This window comes from Sporomusa intestinalis, assembly GCF_055383785.1.
Window position 1 is genome coordinate 4,163,761 of the sequence record NZ_AP042390.1, and the last position, 21,527, is coordinate 4,185,287.

General features: G+C 55.1%; 20 protein-coding genes. 9 read left to right on the forward strand and 11 right to left on the reverse strand.

Translation table 11 applies throughout. From position 1 onward, the window contains the following. Positions 1–83 precede the first annotated feature (83 nt). Complete coding sequence (locus ACZ481_RS19375; RefSeq protein ID WP_464766979.1) at positions 84–596, reverse strand: GNAT family N-acetyltransferase; 513 nt, start codon at positions 594–596, stop codon at positions 84–86. 67 nt (positions 597–663) lie between these two features. Here ACZ481_RS19375 and ACZ481_RS19380 point away from each other — a divergent pair, with 67 nt between their 5' ends. Then, on the forward strand, positions 664–1,581 hold the full coding sequence (locus tag ACZ481_RS19380) for a cation diffusion facilitator family transporter (protein ID WP_464766980.1): 918 nt from the start codon (positions 664–666) through the stop codon (positions 1,579–1,581). Here the strand turns inward: ACZ481_RS19380 and ACZ481_RS19385 are convergent. Then, positions 1,556–3,799 carry an ATP-binding protein gene (locus ACZ481_RS19385; protein WP_464766981.1) on the reverse strand — a complete coding sequence of 748 codons (2,244 nt, stop codon included), beginning with the start codon at positions 3,797–3,799 and terminating at the stop codon, positions 1,556–1,558. The two genes, ACZ481_RS19380 and ACZ481_RS19385, sit on opposite strands and share 26 nt — an antisense overlap. A gap of 399 nt (positions 3,800–4,198) precedes the next feature. Here ACZ481_RS19385 and nikA point away from each other — a divergent pair, with 399 nt between their 5' ends. From nikA to ACZ481_RS19410, 5 genes are all read left to right on the forward strand, one after another. Then, positions 4,199–5,782, forward strand: a complete 1,584-nt coding sequence (nikA, locus tag ACZ481_RS19390; RefSeq protein ID WP_464766982.1) for a nickel ABC transporter substrate-binding protein — start codon at positions 4,199–4,201, stop codon at positions 5,780–5,782. 63 nt (positions 5,783–5,845) lie between these two features. Beyond that, a complete protein-coding gene (gene opp1B, locus ACZ481_RS19395; RefSeq protein WP_464766983.1) occupies positions 5,846–6,778 on the forward strand; it encodes a nickel/cobalt ABC transporter permease in 933 nt (310 codons plus the stop codon). A gap of 1 nt (position 6,779) precedes the next feature. After that, positions 6,780–7,625, forward strand: coding sequence for a nickel/cobalt ABC transporter permease (opp1C, locus tag ACZ481_RS19400; protein WP_464766984.1), 846 nt, complete (start codon positions 6,780–6,782; stop codon positions 7,623–7,625). Continuing rightward, entirely contained in the window at positions 7,622–8,443 is an 822-nt protein-coding gene (locus tag ACZ481_RS19405; protein WP_464766985.1) for an ABC transporter ATP-binding protein, read from the forward strand. The genes opp1C and ACZ481_RS19405 overlap by 4 nt, the downstream gene beginning before the upstream one ends. Continuing rightward, positions 8,437–9,198, forward strand: coding sequence for an ABC transporter ATP-binding protein (locus ACZ481_RS19410; RefSeq protein WP_464766986.1), 762 nt, complete (start codon positions 8,437–8,439; stop codon positions 9,196–9,198). The genes ACZ481_RS19405 and ACZ481_RS19410 overlap by 7 nt, the downstream gene beginning before the upstream one ends. Positions 9,199–9,288: 90 nt before the next feature. Here ACZ481_RS19410 and ACZ481_RS19415 read toward each other — a convergent pair whose 3' ends face one another. Both ACZ481_RS19415 and ACZ481_RS19420 read right to left on the reverse strand, forming a co-directional pair. Next, positions 9,289–10,572, reverse strand: coding sequence for an ammonia-forming cytochrome c nitrite reductase subunit c552 (locus ACZ481_RS19415; RefSeq protein WP_464770660.1), 1,284 nt, complete (start codon positions 10,570–10,572; stop codon positions 9,289–9,291). Next, on the reverse strand, positions 10,565–11,038 hold the full coding sequence (locus ACZ481_RS19420) for a cytochrome c3 family protein (protein WP_464766987.1): 474 nt from the start codon (positions 11,036–11,038) through the stop codon (positions 10,565–10,567). The genes ACZ481_RS19415 and ACZ481_RS19420 overlap by 8 nt, the downstream gene beginning before the upstream one ends. Positions 11,039–11,464: 426 nt before the next feature. Between ACZ481_RS19420 and ACZ481_RS19425 the strand changes: the two genes are divergently transcribed. Then, positions 11,465–11,512 (forward strand): hypothetical protein, encoded by a 48-nt coding sequence (locus ACZ481_RS19425; RefSeq protein ID WP_246589005.1) that lies wholly within the window; start codon positions 11,465–11,467, stop codon positions 11,510–11,512. Between the two features lie 1,033 nt (positions 11,513–12,545). Continuing rightward, positions 12,546–12,974, forward strand: coding sequence for a hypothetical protein (locus ACZ481_RS19430; protein WP_464766988.1), 429 nt, complete (start codon positions 12,546–12,548; stop codon positions 12,972–12,974). A 176-nt stretch (positions 12,975–13,150) separates the two neighbouring features. Here ACZ481_RS19430 and ccsA (ACZ481_RS19435) read toward each other — a convergent pair whose 3' ends face one another. The 7 genes from ccsA (ACZ481_RS19435) to ACZ481_RS19465 form a co-directional block, all read right to left on the reverse strand. Then, positions 13,151–15,346 carry a cytochrome c biogenesis protein CcsA gene (ccsA, locus tag ACZ481_RS19435; protein WP_464766989.1) on the reverse strand — a complete coding sequence of 732 codons (2,196 nt, stop codon included), beginning with the start codon at positions 15,344–15,346 and terminating at the stop codon, positions 13,151–13,153. Further along, positions 15,343–15,714 (reverse strand): cytochrome c maturation protein CcmE domain-containing protein, encoded by a 372-nt coding sequence (locus ACZ481_RS19440; RefSeq protein WP_464766990.1) that lies wholly within the window; start codon positions 15,712–15,714, stop codon positions 15,343–15,345. The genes ccsA (ACZ481_RS19435) and ACZ481_RS19440 overlap by 4 nt, the downstream gene beginning before the upstream one ends. Beyond that, positions 15,711–16,355 (reverse strand): cytochrome c biogenesis protein CcsA, encoded by a 645-nt coding sequence (gene ccsA / locus ACZ481_RS19445; RefSeq protein WP_464766991.1) that lies wholly within the window; start codon positions 16,353–16,355, stop codon positions 15,711–15,713. The genes ACZ481_RS19440 and ccsA (ACZ481_RS19445) overlap by 4 nt, the downstream gene beginning before the upstream one ends. Before the next feature lie 8 nt (positions 16,356–16,363). Beyond that, positions 16,364–17,041, reverse strand: a complete 678-nt coding sequence (locus ACZ481_RS19450) for a heme exporter protein CcmB (protein ID WP_464766992.1) — start codon at positions 17,039–17,041, stop codon at positions 16,364–16,366. Continuing rightward, on the reverse strand, positions 17,016–17,630 hold the full coding sequence (locus tag ACZ481_RS19455) for an ABC transporter ATP-binding protein (RefSeq protein ID WP_464766993.1): 615 nt from the start codon (positions 17,628–17,630) through the stop codon (positions 17,016–17,018). The genes ACZ481_RS19450 and ACZ481_RS19455 overlap by 26 nt, the downstream gene beginning before the upstream one ends. A gap of 154 nt (positions 17,631–17,784) precedes the next feature. Next, a complete protein-coding gene (locus ACZ481_RS19460) occupies positions 17,785–19,536 on the reverse strand; it encodes an ABC transporter ATP-binding protein (RefSeq protein ID WP_464766994.1) in 1,752 nt (583 codons plus the stop codon). Between the two features lie 250 nt (positions 19,537–19,786). Further along, positions 19,787–20,137, reverse strand: coding sequence for an Rpn family recombination-promoting nuclease/putative transposase (locus tag ACZ481_RS19465; protein ID WP_464766995.1), 351 nt, complete (start codon positions 20,135–20,137; stop codon positions 19,787–19,789). 378 nt (positions 20,138–20,515) lie between these two features. On the opposite strand from ACZ481_RS19465, the gene ACZ481_RS19470 reads away from it, so the two are divergent. Continuing rightward, the gene (locus ACZ481_RS19470; RefSeq protein ID WP_464766996.1) at positions 20,516–21,505 is read left to right on the forward strand and encodes a class I SAM-dependent methyltransferase; all 990 of its coding nucleotides are present in this window, start codon (positions 20,516–20,518) and stop codon (positions 21,503–21,505) included. The last annotated feature ends 22 nt before the right edge of the window (positions 21,506–21,527 follow it).

Here is a 21,527-nt window from a genome sequence, read left to right on the forward strand (position 1 = left end):
TGCGGATTTGCCCGGCTTCCGCACATTGTGCTGAAAAACCGGGGAATATTAACAAACATAGGTAATAAGATTACTATAAAAAATCAAGCAGGAAAAGTGAAAGAATAGCGAATTTCGATCAGTGGTTTTCCAATGTTAATTTCTTTTTTTGAGCCATCAAAGTGGAAGCCGCTCTTTTCGTAAAACCGACAGGCTCTCTGATTCGCTTCGAGTACCCAAAGGATAACCTGCATGCAGCCGAGTTCACGCAAGCGGGTAAGGCAAAACGAAATGGCTTGATCCGAATAGCCCGTTCCCCACGAGTCAGGGAGGAAATATATTGCGCTGATTTCACCCGTAGTATCCGGTAAGTCCTCATCGCGGGCTTTCCTAAGAATCGCCATCCCAATGGGTTGAGTGTCCCTACTGAAAAGATAGAATTCTTCTGACCGCGTCGGAATCACCTTACGAAAGATATCTGCACGTTTTTCAGAAGTAAATGTATCCAAAAATTCAGCAGGGACAATCCCTTTATAGGCCGCTTGCCAAGATTTTGCATGGATATATCCGATTTTATCGGCCATAGCGACAGTAGCACGTACTGTATCAAGTTTCATAAACGTACCTCATCAGACAAAGTTGTTGTGAAACACCGTAAATACTTTAATACAAGGAGGCAACAGTATGGGGCATCACCAACATCACAGCCACAGCCAGGGCGGGCACGCCCAGGGAAAAAACAATCTGGCCGCGCTGACAACATCGCTGCTTATTACCGCCGGCATTATGATTCTGGAATTTTTCGGCGGGCTGTTTACCAACAGTCTGGCCCTGCTCTCCGACGCCGGCCACATGCTCAGTGACACAACCTCCCTGGGGTTAAGCCTGTTTGCCGCCATGCTGGCGCTGAAACCGCCGTCACCGAAAAAAACCTATGGCTTTTACCGCTTTGAGATTCTGGCAGCATTTTTTAACGGCTTGACCCTGTTTGCCATCGCCGGTTTTATTGTCTGGGAGGCCTATGAACGCTTTTTTGCCCCGCCCCTGGTCAACAGCGGCTATATGATAGGGATTGCGGGCATCGGCCTGCTGGCCAACCTGCTCAGCGCCCGGGTCCTGACCCGGCAGGGAGATATGGAGCAAAGCATCAATCTCCGCAGCGCCTATCTCCATATTCTCGGCGACGCGCTGGGTTCGGTCGGGGCTATTGTCGCCGGCTTATGCATGTACTTTTTCTCCTGGTACTGGGCCGATCCGGTTATCAGTGTTATTGTGTCCCTGCTGATCCTGCGCAGTGCCTGGGCTGTAATCAATGAATCAGTCAACGTACTGCTGGAGGGAACCCCCCCAACCATCAACTGGGAGGAGGTAAAAGCGTCCCTGCGCACGATTGACGGCGTCAGGGATGTCCATGATTTGCATATCTGGACCATTACCTCCGGTCTGGACTCACTCACCTGCCATCTGGTCATTGCGGCGGACAAGGACTCCCAGGTGATCCTGGAGGCCGCCATTTGCCTCATCCGGGACCGGTTTCAAATTAACCATACCACGATCCAGATCGAAACAGCAGACTTTACGCACCAGACCTGCCTGCCCTGACCGGTTGGTCCGTACCAACGGCAAAAACAATCCGAACCGATGTGCCGGCCGGGCTTGACTGTACGTAGATCTCCGCCTGGTGCCGCGCGGCAATCCGGTAACAGACAGGCAGTCCCAGCCCGGTTCCCTCATCCTTGGTCGTCACAAAAGGTATGCCGATTTTCTCCAGAATGGCCGGCGCTATGCCCCCCCCCTGGTCGGTGATCGTAAGCTCGATTGCCGCCCTGCTGACAGCCGTGCTGATTGTCACCAGCCCGCTGTCGGTCATGGCTTCCAGGCCATTACGGACCAAATTAACAATCAGCTGCCTGATTTCATTCTCATCAAAATCAAAATCCGGCAGGTCGGCCAGCTCCAGCCGCAGATCATGGCCTCGGCGCAGCGCGTCGGCCTGCAGCAGGGGCGCAAGCGCCTGGATAATGGCATTAAGATTGGCCCGGCGGATCTCAATCTTCTTATTTTTGGCCAGCGATAAAAACTCGGTAATAATCGCATTGGCCCGGTCGATTTCCTCAATCATAGTAGCGATCTGGGAATGATATTTGGCCAGTTCGGCTTTACGCTGGAAGATCTGCAAATAACCGCGGACTGTGGTCATGGGATTGCGCACCTCGTGACCGATGCCGGCCGCCATCTCCCCGACGATGTCCAGGCGGTCGAGACGGGCCATTTCATATTTATAGCGTTTTATATCGGTAATATCGGTAAACATGCCCAGCAGGCACTGTTCATCCTCCAGCGAGATCACCTCACTGGAAAACAGCACCGTCCGGACTTCCTTGTTATTTGTCACGATATCCACCTCGTGATTCTGGCATTTGCCCTGCTGGTGGAGGATATGGCTGCGCAGCTGCTGCAAACAGCCCTCGTCTTTCCACAGGGAAATCTGATCCGAGGTTTTCCCTACCACCTCCTCATATGTCCGGTTCAGCGCCGTTAAATAGGCCTGATTCACAGCGAGAATCTTCCAGTCCTGGAGGGAAACAATATACATCATCAGCGGATTGGCATGAAAGGCTTTCAAAAACCGTTCCTCACTCAACCGCTGCTCGGTGATATCAATGAGGGTGATTAAATACTGCTCCTCCTCACAATATTCGGTCCTGATCACCGAGATTATGCCGTAACGGTTGTCACCGGCCAGCGTTCTGAACTCAACCAGGCCGGCCGTATAGCCGTTCGCCTGCAGCTCGGTCAGCCGGGCGATGGTGGTGGGCGAATCGGCATTGCCGAAATCCAGCTCGCTTACGGTGCGGCCTGTAATGTCCTGCCGCCCGGCCTGCATAAGCTGCTCGGCTGCGTAATTCACATCCAGGATCATCAGGTCTGTCTGGCGGACGATGGCCATTGGCGCCAGATTCCTGGTGAAAAAAATTTTAAATATGATTTGCTGCTGGTTTAACAATGCCAGCGCATGGTTCAGTTGCGTTTTGGCGGCACACTCCTGTTCCAGCCCTTTGCGCAGGGAGGTGACGGCAGCCAGCAGCGGCGCCAGCTCGGGAAATTGCCGGAGCTGCTCGGGACTGTCGTTTTTGGCTACCACCTGCCTGGCTACATTACCAAGCAAGGTATCAAACTGGCGGAAGGTATAGCGCAAAATCAGCATGGCCCCCACCCATAATAAAAAGAAAGTCGCCCCTGATTGCCAGAGGGCAGCCATGAACGTGCTGTTTACATATTCCACTCTCGCATTGGTCCAGGTAAACCAGGCGACCTCGCCGTCCACCACATGGGGATATAAAACGCTGAGGGTCGGTTGATTCCACAGCGTATTGCGGTCATTGGTAAAGGTAACCGGCCTTTTGGTCGCATAAGCTTGCTCGATGGCCGCCAAACCGGCAGCGGCAAAGGGCCGGTTCAGGATATCCGGTCTGGACGGATAGACGGCAAGCCTTTCATCCTTGATTCCATAACCCAGGCCGCAATGCTTAAAGGTCTGGCCCGCTTCGACCAAAACCGCCTGCAGCTGAGGGTTCAATAACCGTAATTTTTCTGCCTGGGACAGCTTGCGTACGGTCTTGTCCTGCAACAGCCCGGCTGCAGACCGGGGCATCTGCTGGTCTAAATAAACGGCGAGCAGCAATAATTCATGCTCTTTTTGCTGAAAAATTTGCTCTTTCATCATTTCTGCATTCCGGTATACAAAAAAAAGCATCAGTACCGTAAACATAACCGTCGTCAGCAGATACGTCCGTTTAGCCACAGATTCTGGAATCATTTTGCCCTATCCCCTGTCTAACTTAATCTTTGTCGCCGGGTAAACACTGTTGCCCTTATTTGGCCTTAGCGGCAGAACCGCTGTGGCCAAGTCCTATTTCCTGTTTTTTTCCACATATATAATATTTCGCCATTTTTTTCCATCATCCTTCCATCATATCTATACAAATTTGGCAAAAAAGGGGCGTTTTTCAAAGAACGGCTTCCGGCTACCGGTTGCCGTCTTTGTTTTTTATAAGCTCATTAACACGACATCCCCTTTAATTTGTCCCCCGCCTGTTGTCGATAACCGATTGACAAGCCATTAATAAGAATGTTACTATTTAGTAAGATTAATAATGGCTATCAATACCAATTGCCCCTGGTATTGCCGGCCCAACACAACAAAGGAGGCATTCCGTTGCGATTGGGAAAAATACTGGTGTTTTTATTGATAGGGCTGATGGCTCTGGCCGTGGCGGGCTGCGGCGGCCAGGACGGCAGTCAAGCCGCGAAGACCGAACTGGTGTATGCCAGCACCAAGGATATCCGCAATATTAATCCCCACTTATACGGCGGTGAACTGGCCGCCCAGAATATGGTGTTTGAACCGCTGGTCATCAACACGGCCGCAGGCGTCAAGCCGTGGCTGGCCGAGAAATGGGATATTTCGCCGGATGGCAGGGAGTATACCTTCCACTTGCGCCAGGATGTCAGATTTAGCGACGGTACGCCGTTTAACGCCCAGGCCGTCAAGCTGAATATCGATGCCGTACTGGCCAATGGCAAGCGGCATGCCTGGCTGGAAATGGTGCAGCAGATTGATCATGGCGAAGTCCTGGATGAGTTCACCTACAAACTGGTGCTGAAGCAGCCGTATTATCCGCTGCTGGAAGAACTGGGGCTGACCCGGCCTTTCCGGTTTATTTCACCCCAAAGCTTTATCAATGGCGCGACGAAGGATGGTGTCAACGAATTTGTCGGCACCGGACCGTGGATTTTGAGCGAGCATAAAGATAACCAATATGCGATTTTTACCGCCAACGCCAATTACTGGGGGACAAAGCCCCGCATTGCAGCGGTGCGCTGGAAGGTGATGCCTGATCATCAGACAATCCTGCTGGCGCTGCAGAAGGGTGAGATTGACTTATTATTCGGCTCCGATGGCGACATGATTGATCTTGACTCCTTTAAAGCGCTGCAACAGGAAGGAAAATACAAGGCGGTTTTAAGCCATCCGATCGGCTCCCGGTCGATTTTGCTGAATTCATCCCGGCCGGTAACCGCGGATTTGCGAGTGCGCGAGGCTTTCCAGTATGCAGTTGACAAAAAGCAGATCGCAGAAGGGATTCTAAACGGCACCGAAGTCATTGCCGACACGCTGCTGGCGTCGACCGTTCCTTACTGCAATGTGCCGCTGGCGGCCCGCTCTTATGATCCGGAAAAGGCCAGGCAGCTGATGGACGCCGCCGGCTGGGTTCCGGGACCGGACGGATATCACTATAAAAACGGCCAGTTGTGCGAGGTGACCATCTCCTTTAATTCCAACAATGCCCAGGAACGCACGATCAGCGAGTTTATCCAGGGCAATCTGAAGGCCATCGGCGTCAAATTGCATGTCCTGGGAGAAGAGAAGCAGGCGTTTTTTGACCGGCAAAAAAGCGGCGATTTTGATTTGCAGTATTCCCAGTCCTGGGGGCTGCCGTATGACCCGCATACTTATGTGTCGTCCTGGCGGATTCCGGCCCATGGCGACTATCAGGCCCAAAAGGGAGTCGCGAAAAAAGCCTGGCTGGATGACTCAATCGGGAAAATTCTCAGCGAACAGGATAAAGATAAACGGCAGCAATTGTATAATGAGATCCTGACCTATGTCCATCAGGAAGCCGTCTATCTGCCGCTGACTTATTCCCGGATCAAGGCGGTGCATGTTCCCGCACTGCAAGGGGTGGAGTTCAATCCCTCGCAGTTTGAGATCGCTTTTGAAAAAATGTATTTCCAATAAGGAGCCTGGCGGCCGCAAGGAACACCTGCCCCTACGGTGTTCCTTGCGTTTGTATCCGGAGGTATGGATGAAAAATATCTGCTGAGACGCGCCCTCGGGATGTTCCCGCTTTTAATCGGGATATCCTTGCTGGCGTTTTTATTAATTAGCCTCAGCCCCAGTGATCCGGCTGAAGTTGCCCTGCGGGTCAACGAAATTACGCCGACGCCCGAGGTGGTTGCCGCCATGCGGGCAGAGCTGGGGCTGGACAAACCTTTTTTGATCCGCTATAAGGACTGGCTGACCGCATCGGTTCAGGGCGATTTTGGCAAGAGTTTTGTCAGCAAAAAGCCGGTATTTGCCGAAATCAGCCAGGCGTTGCCGGCAACCCTGCTGCTTTCGGCGGCGACGCTGGTCATCGTTGTGGCTGTCAGTGTCGCCGCCGGCGTGTTCTGCGCCGTCTATGAAGGCAGCCTTGGCGATAAACTCATCAGAGGACTGGTGTTTTTTGGAACAGCTATGCCCAGTTTCTGGGCCGGTCTGCTGCTTATGTGGCTGTTTGCGGTGAAGCTGGACTGGTTTCCCACCAGCGGCATGACCGGCTTTAGCTCGGTCGTACTGCCGGCAGTCACCATGTCGCTGGTGTATATCGCCACTTATATCCGCCTGCTTCGCAATACGATGATCGAAAACAAGCAGGAAAACTATGTCCTTTATGCGCGGGCCCGCGGCTTGAGCAGCCGGGCCGTCAACCGGCACATACTGAAGAATTCGCTGCAGTCATCGCTGACCGCGTTTGGCATGTCGATTCCCAAGCTGATTGCCGGAACCGTGATTATTGAAAATATTTTTGCCTGGCCGGGAATCGGCCGGCTGTGCGTTACCGCGATTTTCAACCGGGACTATCCGGTTATTCAGGCTTATGTGCTGTTAATGGCAACGCTGTTTGTGATTTGCAATTTTCTGGTCGATCTGGTAAGCGCGGTCCTGGATCCGCGTATCAGGCAGGAGGAGTAGGATGATTTTCTGGCAACGCCTAAAACAGGATAAACTGGCTATGCTGTGCCTGGCGGTCATTGCCGGCGTGCTGCTGCTCGGAGCGCTGGCTCCGGTCGCCGCTCCGCATGACCCTCTTAAACTGAATGTCGCGGCAAAATATGCGCCAGTCAGCTGGCAATATCCGCTGGGAACCGACCAACTGGGGCGCTGTGTGCTGTCGCGGCTGTTATACGGCATTCAGACTACCGTGGGGCTGGCGCTGGCAACAATGCTGGCAACCCTGGGCATCGGCACCCTGCTGGGATTGGCGGCGGGCTTTTTTCGCGGCCGTGTTGATGAAACGGTCATGCGGCTGTGCGATGTTCTGCTGTCTTTTCCCAGCGAGGTGATGATTCTGGCGATTGTCGGCATGCTGGGGCCGGGCCTGACCAATGTGGTAGTGGCCAACATTGCCGCCAAATGGGCCTGGTATACGCGGATGATCCGGTCGCTGGTTATCCGTTATACGGATCAAAACTATGTCCGTTTCGCCAAAATTGCCGGCTGCGGCACCGGCCACATTATGCGCAAACATTTATTGCCCGGGGTTTTCAGCGACATTATTGTACTGGCAACCCTGGATACCGGCTGGGTGATTTTAAGTATTTCGGCCCTCTCGTTTCTGGGGCTGGGAGTACAGGCGCCAACACCGGAATGGGGCATGATGCTGAATGAAGCCAAAAATGTTATGATTACGCATCCGTGGCAGATGCTGGCGCCGGGACTGGCTATTTTGATCGTGGTGGCGGCGTTTAACTTTCTGGGGGACAGCATCCGCGACGCCCTGGATCCGAAATACAGCCGCCGCCGGGTGGTGACGAAATGAATTTGCTTGAGGTGCGAAATTTAACGGTTTATGACCGGCGTACAGGCGAGATGCTGGTGGAGAATGTGAATTTTGAGCTGCAGGCCAACACTTGCCTGGGCATTGTCGGCGAAAGCGGCAGCGGCAAGTCGGTGGCCTGCAAGTCCTTGATCGGCCTGGCTAATCCCTGGCTGCAAACCGCGGGCAGCGCGCAGTTTGCCGGCAGCGACCTGCTGACCCTGCCGGAGGAGACTTTGCGCCGGATCCGGGCCAGACGGATCTGCATGATCCTGCAGGATGCCATGACCGCGTTTGATCCCTTATGCACTATCGGCAGTCAGCTGCAGGAAACCCTGGTTGGGGCAAGAGGCTATGACAAACAGCAGGCCAAAGCGGTGGCCTTAACGGCACTGGCAAAAATGTGCATCCGTCAGCCGGAAAAAGTCAGCGGCCAATATCCGCATCAGCTGTCAGGCGGCATGCTGCAGCGCTGCATGGTGGCGCTGGCGCTGGCGGTAGAGCCGGATATCGTCATTGCCGATGAACCAACAACCGCGCTGGATTCCATCAACCAGGCCGAGGTAGTGGCGGAATTTCAGCGGCTGCGGGAAATAACCGGCAGCGCGATTATTTTCATTTCACACGACCTGGGAGTCGTACAAAGGCTGGCGCAGCAGGTGCTGGTGATGAAAGCCGGCCAACGGGTCGAATACGGTGCTGCGGAGCAGGTCTTTACCAATCCGCAGCATGAGTATACCCGCTATCTGGTCGCGACCCGGATTGCGCTGACACAGGCTTTCCGCGACGCTAGGGCAGGGAGGCGCCGTGAATCATGCTGACAGTCAACCATATTTTTAAAAGCTATCTGAAGTCAGGCGGCCTGTTTGCCCGGGAACGGCAAATGATTTTACAAGGGATTTCTTTTTCCGTCCGGCAGGGCGACTGCGTCGGCCTGATCGGTGAAAGCGGCAGTGGTAAAAGCACTCTGGCCCGGCTGCTGCTCGGCATAGAGAAACCGGACAGCGGCGAAATCCTGATGGAAGGACGCCGGCTGCGGGACTGGTGTCAGAACTGGCCGGGGCAGATGAGCGTGGTCTTTCAGGATTATACTACCTCGGCCAATCCCCGGTTCACGGTGGCGGAGGTGATTGCCGAGCCACTGTTCCGTCTGGATAAAACGGCCGCCGGCGCCCGGGTGGCGGACTTGCTGGACCGGGTCGGCCTGCCTGCCGGTCTGGCAGGCCGCTACCCGCATGAACTCAGCGGCGGACAATTGCAGCGGGTATGCCTGGCCCGGGCGATTTCCACCCAACCACGGTTTATTGTGCTGGATGAAGCGCTCAGTTCTCTGGACGTATCGGTGCAGGCTCAGGTCGTGGAATTGCTCAGACAGCTGAAAACCGAACTGAATCTGACCTATCTGTTTATCGCTCACGATTTACAGACCGTTGCGAATCTGTGCGATCAGGTGCTGTTTCTTTATCAGGGAAAAATTGTCGAGCAGCTTCCCATCGCCCGGCTGTTTGAAGCTGAGAACGACTATGCCAAAAGGCTGCTGGCCTCGGTGATTCCGTTCGGCGGCTGTCCGGTCTGAAAAAACACATAGCAGCCAACAGAGACACCAAAAAAGGCGCATGGCATGCGCCTTTTTTGGTGTCTTGCGGCGATAACTGCAACCTGTTGCCTACAAACTGTTGGTGCCTGCCGCCTTATTCGCCGCATCAATGGCCTGATGGGCCAAATCAATCGCCTGGCCCAGGGTGTTAAGCTCCTGCACCGGATTGTGGAAGCCCATGCTGTTGGCGGCCGCCACATAATCCCAGTACCACTGGGCCTGCCGCAGCAGCTCGCGGGCGTTGGTCAGTTCCGCCTGACTGACGACAGTGCCGGCGCCGGCCTGTTGAATGGCCCCGTGAGCCCGGGCAATTTTAAGGCCGGCCGTATGCTGGAGCTGCCACACGTTATCCTGATAGGCCTTTACCTGGCTGAATAACAGCTCCGTGCCCTGATTGTGGCAGGGCGAGCAGGATTCATCCAGGGTTTTAAGCGGGCTGGTGATCCAGTGGGAGGTATATTTCTGGCCGTTGCTGCGCATATAGGGCATATGGCAGTCGGCACAGGAAACGCCAAACTTGCCATGCACGCCGTTTTGCCATTCCTCATAATCGGGATGCTGGGCTTTCAGCACAGGCACCTGAGAATCGGGATGGATAAAATCCTGGGCAAAACCGTTGGGCTTAGTGGCGTAATACTCATACATCTGCTGGGGCGTCAGCCCTTTATCCCAGGGGAAAATCACCTTAAACGTGCCTGGCTCGAAATAGTACTCCGAATGACACTGGGCGCAGACATAGCTGCGCATTTCTTCCCGGCTGGCTTTGGTGATGTCAATACCGCGCCTTTGCATAGCCTCGGTAAACGCCGGGTTAATAACCCGCAGCCCCATGGTCTCCGGATCATGGCAGCTTGCACAGTTGACCGGGTGCTTGGCCTGATCCATCAGCTCCGTGAGCGGCTTGGCGGCAAACCCCCAGCCCATTTCCCGGTAGGCCTGTTCGACATAAGGGGTTTTGCAGGTCAGGCAGGCCCCTTTGGCTGCCGGACCAATCCGTTTGGACTCCCGCAAGTCTTCCATCGCATAGGGATGGCCCCGGTCCTCGGTATAGTCCTTGCTAAACGGATTCCCTTTAAAATTAGTATATAATTCCGGCTGCATCGCCGCTTTTTGCACTTTCATACTGCCGCCATAGCCGGTCGGGGACGGCGCCATCTCCAGATTCTTCTGATAGCCGGCATACTGCAGCGGGTAGTTTTTGCCCCATACGGCCGTGTCATATTCGCCGGCCGGAATTTTAACAAGCTTGACTGCCGACTGGGGTTTAAACACCCATACCCGGCAGAGCACAACCCCGGTAAAGACAACAATTAGCGCTAAAAAAGCGATAAGCAGTTTCTGAACCCTATTCAACACGAACACCCTCCTTAACAACAAGCCGGTTGTGGATCAACCCCTGATGGCATTTCGTACAGGACTGCCCGCCGGCGGCCATGGCCGTGTTGGCCACAGTATAAGCATGGCAGCGCAGGCAGTTGCGTTCGACAATAGCCCGGCCTCCGGCACTCAGCCGGATGGTGTCAGGATAATCACGCAAAAATTCATGATACGTGTCATGTATGCCGGTCTGATTTTTAACGATCAGCTTCTCCACCATATTCTCCTGCGGCAGATGACAGTCGCCGCAGCTAAACTGGCGGTGGTTGGAGGCCTGCCAGGTAGCGGCCGCGAACTGCATGGAATGACAGCTGCTGCAAAACGAGGCCTTATCGGCATAGGCGATCCCGCCGCCGGCGACGGCCATGGCCGCCACCGCGGCCAAAGCGCCCAGCAGCAGCAGCTTAAGGCTGTTCTTTTCCAGATATTTTTTCCATCCCACTCAAGCCACCCCTCCGGTCACGGCTGCAGACTTGCAGGCCTGTTTACCATATAGCTTGCCAAACCGGTCATTGTTTATACACTGGGGCAGCTAAAACAAATAAGAAAAATACCGGCGCGGCCTTGACGATAACGGGAATGAGGGTTGCTTATAGCTATTTCTTAACAGTACAGGTATTGGTTTTGCTATTGTCCGCAAGGCATAAAGCACGGGAGAACCGGCCCCTTGTGTTGTCCCGGCAGGAAAAATAAAAGGCCGCCCTCATTCGATGCAGGCGGCAGTAAGCCGTGATAACAATCAGATAAAAAAACGCTTTTGTTCTGGCAGAATATGCTATAATTAGCGTAACAGGTTGTCGAGGAGCGGTTAGCCACTTCCTTTTTAGAAGGAGGTGGTGTGATGACAATGTTTGAGGCAATGTATCTCATGATTGCATTTGCAACACTCGTTGTTTTGATCATAAAAAAGAAATAACCGCTTCCTAGCCAAGGTCCGCGGTTATTTCTTAATAACTCTTACTTTAGGCTAACCGTTCGGTTAGACACCCTGTGGGGCTGGCGTGTTGCAAGCACGTCAGTCCTTTTCTTATATTATACCCACAGATTAAAAAATATGCAACCGGTCAGGGAAAATCTTCAATTAGCCTTTTTGCACACATCAGTTGATCTGGAATGCAAGGGCCGTGTCTTACTTTTGTCATCGCCACAAAAGTAAGCAAAAAGTCTAGGCCCGAAGCCTCCAAAAGCTGAAAAGCCGGGCGGTATTCCTAAAATCCGAAACTCGCTCCGCTCAAACAGTACGGATTTTTTTAACGGCATACCGCCCGGCTTTTCTCCTGCGGAACGCTTTTTCCGGCAAAGGGCCGGGGGGCTATCGGGGTTACGGGGGGCGCCGTCTTTGCTCAAGCTGGGCATTTACCTTGGTTCTCCTTATTTTATAAGGACTTTCAGCCTCTCAAAATTTATAAATTTCTATTATATGAAAAAAACCGCTGGCACGGCATTTCCTCTATACCGTCAGAAAAAATCCCTGGCAGACCCCTTACTCTGCTTGCAATTCCCCGGAAACAGGCTATAATTAGAAATAGGTGGAAATTAAAGTCGCCGTGACCTGCAAGTGTTACCAGCACTTTCAGGCCCGCGCAAGGTGAAAGCAGCACCTACACGTAACAGCAAGCTGTCCACGACGACATTTCTATTATACACCGGGCTTTCGCCCCAGCACAAGCCGGGGGAGGCGCGGGGGTACAAGGGATATGGCCGCAGGCACCGGGCTGTGAGTGCGACACAGACGCAGCAACACATTCATCCCCTCCTCACCCGCCAGTTGTCAGCAGCCGGACCGGCCATAGCCGGGGCTTATTGGGCCTGGGGATTTAGCAGCCATTGAAGCATAAGCGCATGTGTAGGCCACAACCTCGCATGCGCTTTAATTTCCCCCTGTAACCAGCTGGCGGCAGCGCTGCCCTGCAGCCTCCTGCCCCAGCCTCAATATAGGGGGTATATATGTGTTTGACAAAAACGGAACCCGGCTCAGGTCAACCGCTCACACCGCCAGGCCCCGCCGGCGGCCGCTCTGCCGGTTCGGTCCCCGGCGCCGGCGGGATGGCCGCACAGGCCGGGACGGGCTGAAAGGGATGGCAAACCAGGCTTTTGATCAGTATATTATTACCAGGGTCGAAGATATCCTCACCCTGGCCGGCACGGAGGATGCCGGCTACAGCCGGACGGTCAGGGAAGTCGGCGCCGCCCTGGACCGGCTGCTGGGTCTGGCCCGGGTGCTGAAAAGCCAGTATCCGCAAATGACCGGTTTCGTCATGGATTTTGAGGCGCTGACGTCGCTGGAGTCCGGCCAGTCGGCGAAAATTGCCTACAGGCAGGGCCTGCGGGACAGCCGCCGGCTACGCCGGGAGTTTATGACCTTTCTGCAGCAGTAAGGATTGCAGTACCCGCCAGCATAAAAAGAAAGCCCTGAACAGGGCTTTCTTTTTATGCTCTTAGAACTGGTTAATGCCGGCCGCCCGCTTGGCGCTTCCACAGCCTGATGAGCCAGTTCGCTGGCCTGCCCCGGCGTATTGAGCGCCTGGGACGAATTATCAGAGTCTAGCGGGTTCTACCCAACAGTCCTGTCAACAGGACTTTGACCCCTTTGTAAACGCTGGCTGTGTCCTGCCAGCCTGTGCATTCCGGCCCAGCCAGTGCCGGCGGTAATCAGCAAGGCACCCAGCCAGACCAGGTTTATGAGTGGTTTGTGGCTGATTTCCGCCGTCAGCTGCTCCAGGGCCGCCGCGCCCGGCGCATTACGATCCTTAAGCTCGATCATGACCTGGCCCTGTCCCGGCCGGATGCCGGTAATATGCAATTCATACCGGTCTAAGGCCGTGACGGTCGAACCGATAATGCGGCCATTGCGATTGGTAAGTTCAGGTCTTACTTGTTCAGTCCGGTCACCGGCCGTCACCTCGATTAAAGCCTGGACCCGCACCTCGGAAGCCCCGTCCATACCGGCCATCGCAAACCGGACAAAATGCAGGCTTACTCCCTCGTGCAGCAAAGACTGGCCTCTGGACAGCGTCAGTTCAGGCCCGGCCGCCCCCTCCTCGCCGGCAGCCGGAGCTATATACAGGTCGGCAAGCAGCCCCCGGTAAATCCCCGGTTCTCTCGCTGCCGGCAGCCCCTCCCGGTTGAGTTTGGTCACCGACCTTACCGTCCCGGCACCGCCCACGTGAAAGCTATAATAGACCGCAGTTGCCGGCAAATCAGTTTCCGTGCCGGCATAACTGACCTGCCGGCCAAAAACGGTCTGCGGCTGCCCCTGGACAAAATTCACCATGGCCGACTGGCCGGCCCCGCCGGAGGCGATAATGCCGGCCAGCAGCACCGCGACGCCAGCATGGCTGCAGGCCGCCGCGCCCGATATTTTGCCGCTAAAGGCTGCGTAGGCATTAGCCGCCACCGCCGCTGCCGCCAGGCACAGCACCGCGATAAACAGGGGCGGCCGCAACCCCAGCCAGGCTGCTACAGCCAGTCCGGCTGCCATGAACAGGCCGAGCCACCAGTACCGGCGGCCGCCGCCATAAACCCCGCCGCCCCATTTGACCAGCATCCCGGCGCTCAGCGCCGCTCCGGCGGCTACCGCCAGCGGCAGGGTAACCCGGTTATAAAAGTCGCTGCCGACACTGCTGGGGCTGCCCAAAGCCAGCGTCACCAGCGGCGTAGACATGCCGGCAAACACCAGACCGGCAAAAAAGGCCAGCAGCAGGGCCGTAAAGGCCAGGACAAATTCCCGGCTGTCAAGACGGGTATACAACTCGCCGGCCGGCATTTCCGGCCATTTAATAATATACACCACAAAAGCCGCAAACAGAGTCCCGAGTACGGTCAGTCCCAACAGGCCGCCCAGGCCCTCATCGGCAAACGAGTGCGTAGAAAAATCACTTAACACCCCGCTGCGGGTAAGGAACGTCCCATACAGTACCAGGACAAAACTGGCAATGACCCCGGCATAGGCCTGTTTCACAGCACCCGCCCGCACCCTGGCCATGACCAGCAGATGAGCCAGGGCCCCGGCGGCCAGCCAGGGCACCAGGGAGGAGTTCTCTACCGGGTCCCAGGCCCAGTAGCCGCCCCAGCCCAATACCTTGTACGCCCAGAAACCACCGATAAACATGCCGGCCCCCAGGGTGGACAACGCCACCAGCGTCCAGGCGGCGGCTGTATCAAGCCACTCCTGATGCCGCCCGGCCAGCATCGCCCCCAGCCCATAGGCAAACGGCACCGCCAGGGCCGCATAGCCGATAAACAGGACCGGCGGATGAATCACCATCCAGGGATCCTGCAGCAGCGGATTAAGACCGGCGCCGTCCAGCCTTGGTTCAGCCAGCATCATAAACGGGCTCTTGACCAGCAGCAGCCCAAGCAAAACGGCCTGGATCACACTGTAGACCGCCATGACCGGCGCCGGGGCACGCCTGGTCAGGAGCACCAGGCCAAACAAGGCATGCAGCACCAGCCAGAGCAGAAAAGAGCCTTCCTGGCCCGCCCAGAAGGCGGACACCTTGTAGACCAGCGGCAAAGCCTGGGAGGAATAACTGAACACATAGGCGTAATCAAAGCGGCTGTTTACGAGCAGATATAATAAATACGCAGCCGCCACGCCAATCAATCCGGCCGACAGGCAGTATAAAAGCCGGGCATTGCCGGCCAGGGTCCGCCGGCCTGCCTGGCGATGACTCGCCACTACTGAATAGCAGACAGTCGCCAGCAACGCACTCAGCAGCGCCAGCACCACTGCACCATAACCAATCATTTGTCTTCACTCCTATGGTATTTTGACGGACATTTGACCAGCAGCCGGTCTGCCAGAAACTGCCCGTTGCTGTATTGGCCGACCGCCACCACCCCGGTCGCCTGTTCCAGTCCCTCAGGCCTTGCCCCCCGGTACACCACCGGGACTTCTTCCCCGGCATCATCGCGCAGGATAAAAAGAATGGACCGGCCGCCGTCAATAGGGGTTATGGCCGGAACGGCCAGGGTGCCTTTAACCTGAACCGTATTGGGGGCACCTTTCGCCTGGGCAAAGGTCACATAAGGCGTGACTGCGTGTTGAAAGGCAAAAACACTGTAGGCAATAAAGCCGGCAATGACTGCCAGGCAGAGCAGACGGGATTTTTTCACAGCGGCAGCCCCGTTCTCCGGGCCACGCCGCGGACCAGCAGCAGGCCGTACAGCGCAGTCCCCCCGGCCAGCGCCGCCAGCAGCACCGCCAGCATAACCGGTTCCATCGCCACCGTGCCCGCGCTGTTCAGGATCGGCTCGGGATGCAGTGAAAAATACAGACGCGGAATAATAAAGACTAAAAAGGGGACGGTCACAAACGACAGCAGCGCGTACACTGCACTCACGGCAGCCCGCCGCTCCTCGTCGGCAATGGCCAGCCGGAGGGCGAGATAAGCGCCATAGATCAGCAGCAGGGCAAACACGGTCGTCTGCCGGGGGTCCCAATTCCAATAGGCACCCCAGGTCAGCTTGGCAAAAACAGCCCCGCTGACTGTCGCCAGCAGGCAAAAACCGAATCCCAGCCGGACCGAGCAGTCACTCAGATCATCGTAGCTGCCCTTGCCTGTTCGCACATACAAACCGGCGGCCACAGCCGCTACCAGAAAGGCCAGCACCGACACCCACGCCGCCGGAATGTGAAAAAACGCCAGCCGGACCAGATAACCCAGGCCGGCGGCCGGCGGCACCAGATAAAACACGGCCCAGGCCACGCCGGCCAGCCATATTGCCAGTAATGTTGCAGCTAATCTAAGCTTCATACATCCTCCTAATCGTGCCAAAGGTAATCAAACAAAAGTACGCCGGCGGCCACAACAGCCGCATCGTAACCAGCCATAAACACCAGGCTGCTGAAGGCGGGGTCTGTACCGGACAATATCCCGGCAGTCAGACTGATAGAGCTTAAAAACTGCGGCAGCAGTACCGGAAAAGTCAGCACGGTAAAAATAGCCTGCTTGCCCTCGGCATACATAACCATCGCCGCTGTCAGCGTGGACACAGCCGCTATACCGGCGCAGCCTAAGGCCAGTACGGCCAGCAAAGCCGGCCAGCCCGGTATCTCAATCCCGAAAAAAATGATAAACAGCGGCACTACCAGGCAGGCCAGCCCAAGCAACAGGGCCAGATTAAACAACAGCTTGCCGAAAAAAACATCCTGGCCCGCGGCATACACCCGCAGCCCCGTCAGGGTGCCGGCCTCCTGCTCCTGCACAAATACCCGGGCTAAGCCGCTCATGGCACAGAAAAACAGGATGACCCACAGCAGAGCCGCCGCCAGGGCCGGCGGCAAGCCGGCGCCGGCGATGGCCATACTGACGCTGGCCAGTGTTGTTAAGGCAAACATCGCCAAGGCCGCGGCGGCATACTTTGTTCGCAGCTCACACACCGCATCTTTGGCCAGCACGGCCCACACCGGCTGGCTAAAGCTCGATTTTAGTATTGCCATAACGGGCCTCCTCCGCCTCGTTGGTAGCAAGCACAATAGCAGCCTGCTGCCTGGCTGCGCCGGCAATCAGTTCTTGTACCAGCGTTCTGCCGCCGGCATCCAGGTTGGAAGACGGTTCATCCAGCAGCCATAGCGGCGGGTTGATCGCGGCCAGTACGGCCAGTTTCAGCCGCTGCCGCATGCCGGTGGAGTAGGCGGCAACCCGCTCATCGCCAGCCCCGCCCAGACCCAGCCGGCGGCACAACCGGCCCGCTTCCGCCTGTGAACAGGCGATACCCCGCAGCTTAGCCCAGAAAATAATATTCTCCATGCCGGTCAGGGCGCCATACATTGCCAGATCAGGCGATACCAGACCGGTATAGGCGCCTGGCGCCCGCAGGGGACGGCCATTAGCCGGCGTCAGTCTGATCTGCCCTGAACTCGGCCGGACCAGGCCGGCGATAATCTTCAGCAGGGTGGACTTACCGGAACCGTTAGGACCGGTTACCGTCAGACACTGCCCGCTGGCTACCTCGGCCCTAAGGTTGGCAAATAACAGCCTGTGGCCAAATTTTTTGCCAATCTGATCAATAAACAGAGTAATGTCCATCGCTCTAGTTTCTCCAATATCAGGAATATTTACGCTATTATACCATTTAGTCAGTCCATTTGAAATAATAAGTTGCAATTTTCAAACAAAACAGCCCAGACGCAGGCGGCAGCGCTGTCGCTGCCGCAGCCTTCCCCTGCGCCGGCACGGCCACCTAATCTCCCTCCAGCTCATCCAGCCCTTCAAACTGCATCTGATAGTATTTTGCATACAAACCATTCTGTGCCAGCAGTTTTTCATGATTGCCCCGTTCCTGAATGCCATGGTGATTGATAACGATAATCTCATCGGCATTGCGGATCGTGCTCAGCCGGTGAGCCACCACAATGGTCGTCCGGTTTTGGGCCAGCCGTTCCAGCGACGCCTGGATATAGCGCTCACTCTCATTGTCCAGGGCGGAGGTAGCCTCGTCCAGAATCAGGATCGGCGGATTTTTCAGGAACACCCGGGCGATCGCCAGCCGCTGCTTTTGGCCTCCGGACAGGCGGGTGCCCCGTTCCCCCACATAGCTGTCATAGCCGTCGGCAAGCCCCATGATAAACTCATGAATATTCGCGTTTTTCGCGGCCTCTCTAATCTCTTCCTCGGTGGCGGCCGGATTGCCATAGGCGATATTGTCCCGTACGCTGCCGGCAAACATGTAAACATCCTGCTGGACAATACCGATCGCACTGCGGAGGGACTTGAGCGTAACATCCCGCACATCATGGCCGTCAATCAGGACCGCGCCGCCGCTCACATCATAAAAGCGGGGCACCAGGGAACACAGGGTCGTCTTGCCGCCGCCCGAAGGCCCCACCAGGGCCACTGTTTTCCCGGCTTCCATGGTGATATTTACACCCGCGAGCACCTGAGCAGCCTGATTATACCGGAAAGAAACATCCTGGAAAACGATCCGGCCTTTAACCTCGGCCAGCGGTATAGCTGCCGGTTTCTCCAAAATTTCCGGCACCGTATCGATGACTTCCTGAAACCGTTTAAAACCGGAATAGCCTTTTTGAAATTGTTCGGTAAAATTAATCAACACATCAATCGGTCCCATAAAAATACCGATATACAAAGCATATACCGCCAGATCGGTTACCTGCAGCGTACCGCCGGCGACAAAAAAACCGCCGCTGACCAGCACCGCTGTGTACAATAAGCCCTGAAAAAGACCGTTGCCGGCATGAAAACTGCCCATGAGGCGATAGCTGTTTACCTTGGACTCTAAAAACTGCAGGTTGCTGCTGCAGAATTTTTCCCGCTCCAACTCCTCGTTGGCAAAGGATTTGACCACCCGGATACCGGCCAGGCTGTCCTGGACCCGGGAGTTAACCCCGGCAATCTTTTGCCGGTTATCCATAAACACGGCTTTCATCCGCCGGTTTTTATAAATACTGAACACAATCATAACCAGGGTTACCGCTAAAAGAATCAAAGTCATTTTGACATTAAGAAACATCAAGAGTAAAAAGGAGCCAAAAATTTTTAGGGTACAGATGAACACATTCTCCGGCCCGTGGTGAGCCAGTTCGGAAATATCAAACAGATCGGCCACCAGCCTGGACATCATCTCACCTGTATTATTGCGATCATAATAGGAAAAAGACAGCCGCTGGTAATGATCAAACAGGTCCTGGCGCATATCGCTTTCCATCCGGGCCCCCATAATATGACCCCAGGTGGTGATGTAATACTGGCAGGCATAACGCAGGCCGTACAACGCAATCATCCCGGCGGCGACAAGGCTCAATACCCCTTGGATCTCCGCCGGGCTCCGGGTAAAAACACCATGGGTGAGAAAATACAGAATCTGTGGAAAGGTGATGTCCACCAGCGAAACCACCGATGCACAGGCCAGATCGGTAAAAAATAGCCACCGGTACGGTTTATAATATTGAATGAATTTTGACCAAATCGACATAAAAGCCTCCGTTTAGCAAGCGTCACAGCAAGTGATTCCGCCTTATTCTTCAACAAGCGGTATAACCTTATACATTCCAAAAACAACATAAAACTCCTGCTGGCCAGGCAGAAATTACCGTATAACAAAGAGACGGTAATTGTGTCTGCTCTTCAAGCATTAACACAACCACCGTCCCTCGCCGCTATCGGAATCCCGCCCCGGCAAATTCGGCAGCAAAAGCAAGGCAATCTTCGCCATTGCCTGCAGTCTAATTGCAGTCGGAAGAGTTGGGGGATTGCAGTTTCTCGACATCGGCCTTAGACAACCCGGTTAATTCTGCCACCTCGCTTACCCTTATGCCGCGTTTTAGCATACGTAAGGCTATTTCTGTTTTGCCTTCTTCGCGTCCTTCTTCGCGGCCTTCTTCTTTGGCTCCCTCCATGGCGGATACATGGTCCAGCAGGGCTTTCTCTCTCATTTCATATAGATATCGCTCTTTATCCTGCTTCAGGAAAATTTCTTCCGCCGTCAGTGCCTTGCGGATTGCTGGCTCGCTCATGGCAATCGCCTCCAGTTCTTGGGAATTTGTGTTGGCAAGATACATAACCCATTTATCCAACCGGTTCTTCGGGGGTATTCCTTATTATACCAGATATTCACAGAAAAGTTACCTTGGTTTTAAACACATCTGATCTGCTTTTGCTTGTTTGACAAACAAGCAAAGTTATTTCCCTGCTTTTATAAGGCCGGTGCAGGCGGAACTTACCGCCAGTGATGGACGGCGGGAGTGTTTGCTCGATACCAACAGACATAGTTATCGCCCCTTCCTTTCCAGCCAAAAACTAACAAAAACTTATTGCACTTTTACCATTGACGGTTTATTATACTATTAAAGTTTGGTTTAATTTGTTTATGTTTATTGAATTATTGTCTATTCTTCCTCCACCAGACAGACGCTTAAGCAAGGCTCATCACAAACATAGGAGGCCCCGCAACCATGCCGATTCCCCAATTATACGAAAAACTGCCTGTCGATCCGGCCCCGGTCCAAAATCTGCTCACGCAGGGCATTGTTTACGAATTAGCCGCCCTGGCGGCAAAGACAGGCCTGTTTACCGCCCTGACGGTGAGAAAGACCGCAGCTGGACTGGCCCGCGAACTGGCCTGGGACGAAACCATCACCGAGCGGGTGCTGCAGGTCCTGACCCAGGCGGGCTATCTAACCTGCAGCAGCGGGACTTACGAAGCAGTCGCCGCCATGGAAACCTATCTGCATAAGAGCAGCCCCTGGTTTCTGGCCGATTCCCTGCTGCCTGAATTCCCTGCCGGTTCCTTTGCCTGCAGGGTACTGCAGGCCCTTAACACCAGGACCTCTCCTTCCGGTGGTCATAAAAAAGCCCCTAACCAGACAGAACGCCTGCGCGGCATCGGCGCCCGCGCCGTAACCGGTGAATTCGTCCAGACTACGGTGCAGGCGGTCAGCCTGGACCGGAAAAAACATTTATTGGACTTAGGCGGCGGTCATGGTTTTTACAGCATTGCCTTTGCCCAAAAATATCCTGCTCTTGCTGTCACCTTGTTCGATGTGCCGGAGATTGCGGCCCTGGCTGCCGCCTCCATCCACCACTACGGCTTAAGCGACCGCGTCCGGACCCTGGCCGGTGATTTTCTGGCGGCTGATATCGGTTCCGGCTATGATGCCGCGCTGTGTTCTTTGATGCTGTCCCCGTTTACGCTGGCTGCGGTGCTGCCCAAGGTCTACGCAGCCTTACTGCCGGAGGGCACCCTGATTGTCCGGACTCACATCAGGGACGGCTTCCCCAGCCTGGCCGGCAGCATTAACCGCCTGTTCTGCGCCCTCAACGGCCAGCGAACCATGTACACGCTGACCGAGTGGCAAAACTGGCTGGCTGATTACGGCTTTGTCGATGTCCAAACTGCCAATATAACCGATATTGTTGCTGTCCTGACGGCAACCAGGCCATAAATCATAACAGGGAGGATGCATA

What these genes read in the sequence shown, in the direction of transcription:
- ccsA (WP_464766989.1), bottom strand. Translation starts at nt 15,346, where the DNA reads ATGATTGGTTATGGTGCAGTGGTGCTGGCGCTGCTGAGTGCGTTGCTG.
- ACZ481_RS19470 (WP_464766996.1), top strand. Translation starts at nt 20,516, where the DNA reads ATGCCGATTCCCCAATTATACGAAAAACTGCCTGTCGATCCGGCCCCG.
- ccsA (WP_464766991.1), bottom strand. Translation starts at nt 16,355, where the DNA reads ATGAAGCTTAGATTAGCTGCAACATTACTGGCAATATGGCTGGCCGGC.
- opp1C (WP_464766984.1), top strand. Translation starts at nt 6,780, where the DNA reads ATGATTTTCTGGCAACGCCTAAAACAGGATAAACTGGCTATGCTGTGC.
- ACZ481_RS19405 (WP_464766985.1), top strand. Translation starts at nt 7,622, where the DNA reads ATGAATTTGCTTGAGGTGCGAAATTTAACGGTTTATGACCGGCGTACA.
- ACZ481_RS19380 (WP_464766980.1), top strand. Translation starts at nt 664, where the DNA reads ATGGGGCATCACCAACATCACAGCCACAGCCAGGGCGGGCACGCCCAG.
- ACZ481_RS19375 (WP_464766979.1), bottom strand. Translation starts at nt 596, where the DNA reads ATGAAACTTGATACAGTACGTGCTACTGTCGCTATGGCCGATAAAATC.
- ACZ481_RS19385 (WP_464766981.1), bottom strand. Translation starts at nt 3,799, where the DNA reads ATGATTCCAGAATCTGTGGCTAAACGGACGTATCTGCTGACGACGGTT.
- ACZ481_RS19410 (WP_464766986.1), top strand. Translation starts at nt 8,437, where the DNA reads ATGCTGACAGTCAACCATATTTTTAAAAGCTATCTGAAGTCAGGCGGC.
- opp1B (WP_464766983.1), top strand. Translation starts at nt 5,846, where the DNA reads ATGGATGAAAAATATCTGCTGAGACGCGCCCTCGGGATGTTCCCGCTT.
- ACZ481_RS19460 (WP_464766994.1), bottom strand. Translation starts at nt 19,536, where the DNA reads ATGTCGATTTGGTCAAAATTCATTCAATATTATAAACCGTACCGGTGG.
- ACZ481_RS19450 (WP_464766992.1), bottom strand. Translation starts at nt 17,041, where the DNA reads ATGGCAATACTAAAATCGAGCTTTAGCCAGCCGGTGTGGGCCGTGCTG.
- ACZ481_RS19455 (WP_464766993.1), bottom strand. Translation starts at nt 17,630, where the DNA reads ATGGACATTACTCTGTTTATTGATCAGATTGGCAAAAAATTTGGCCAC.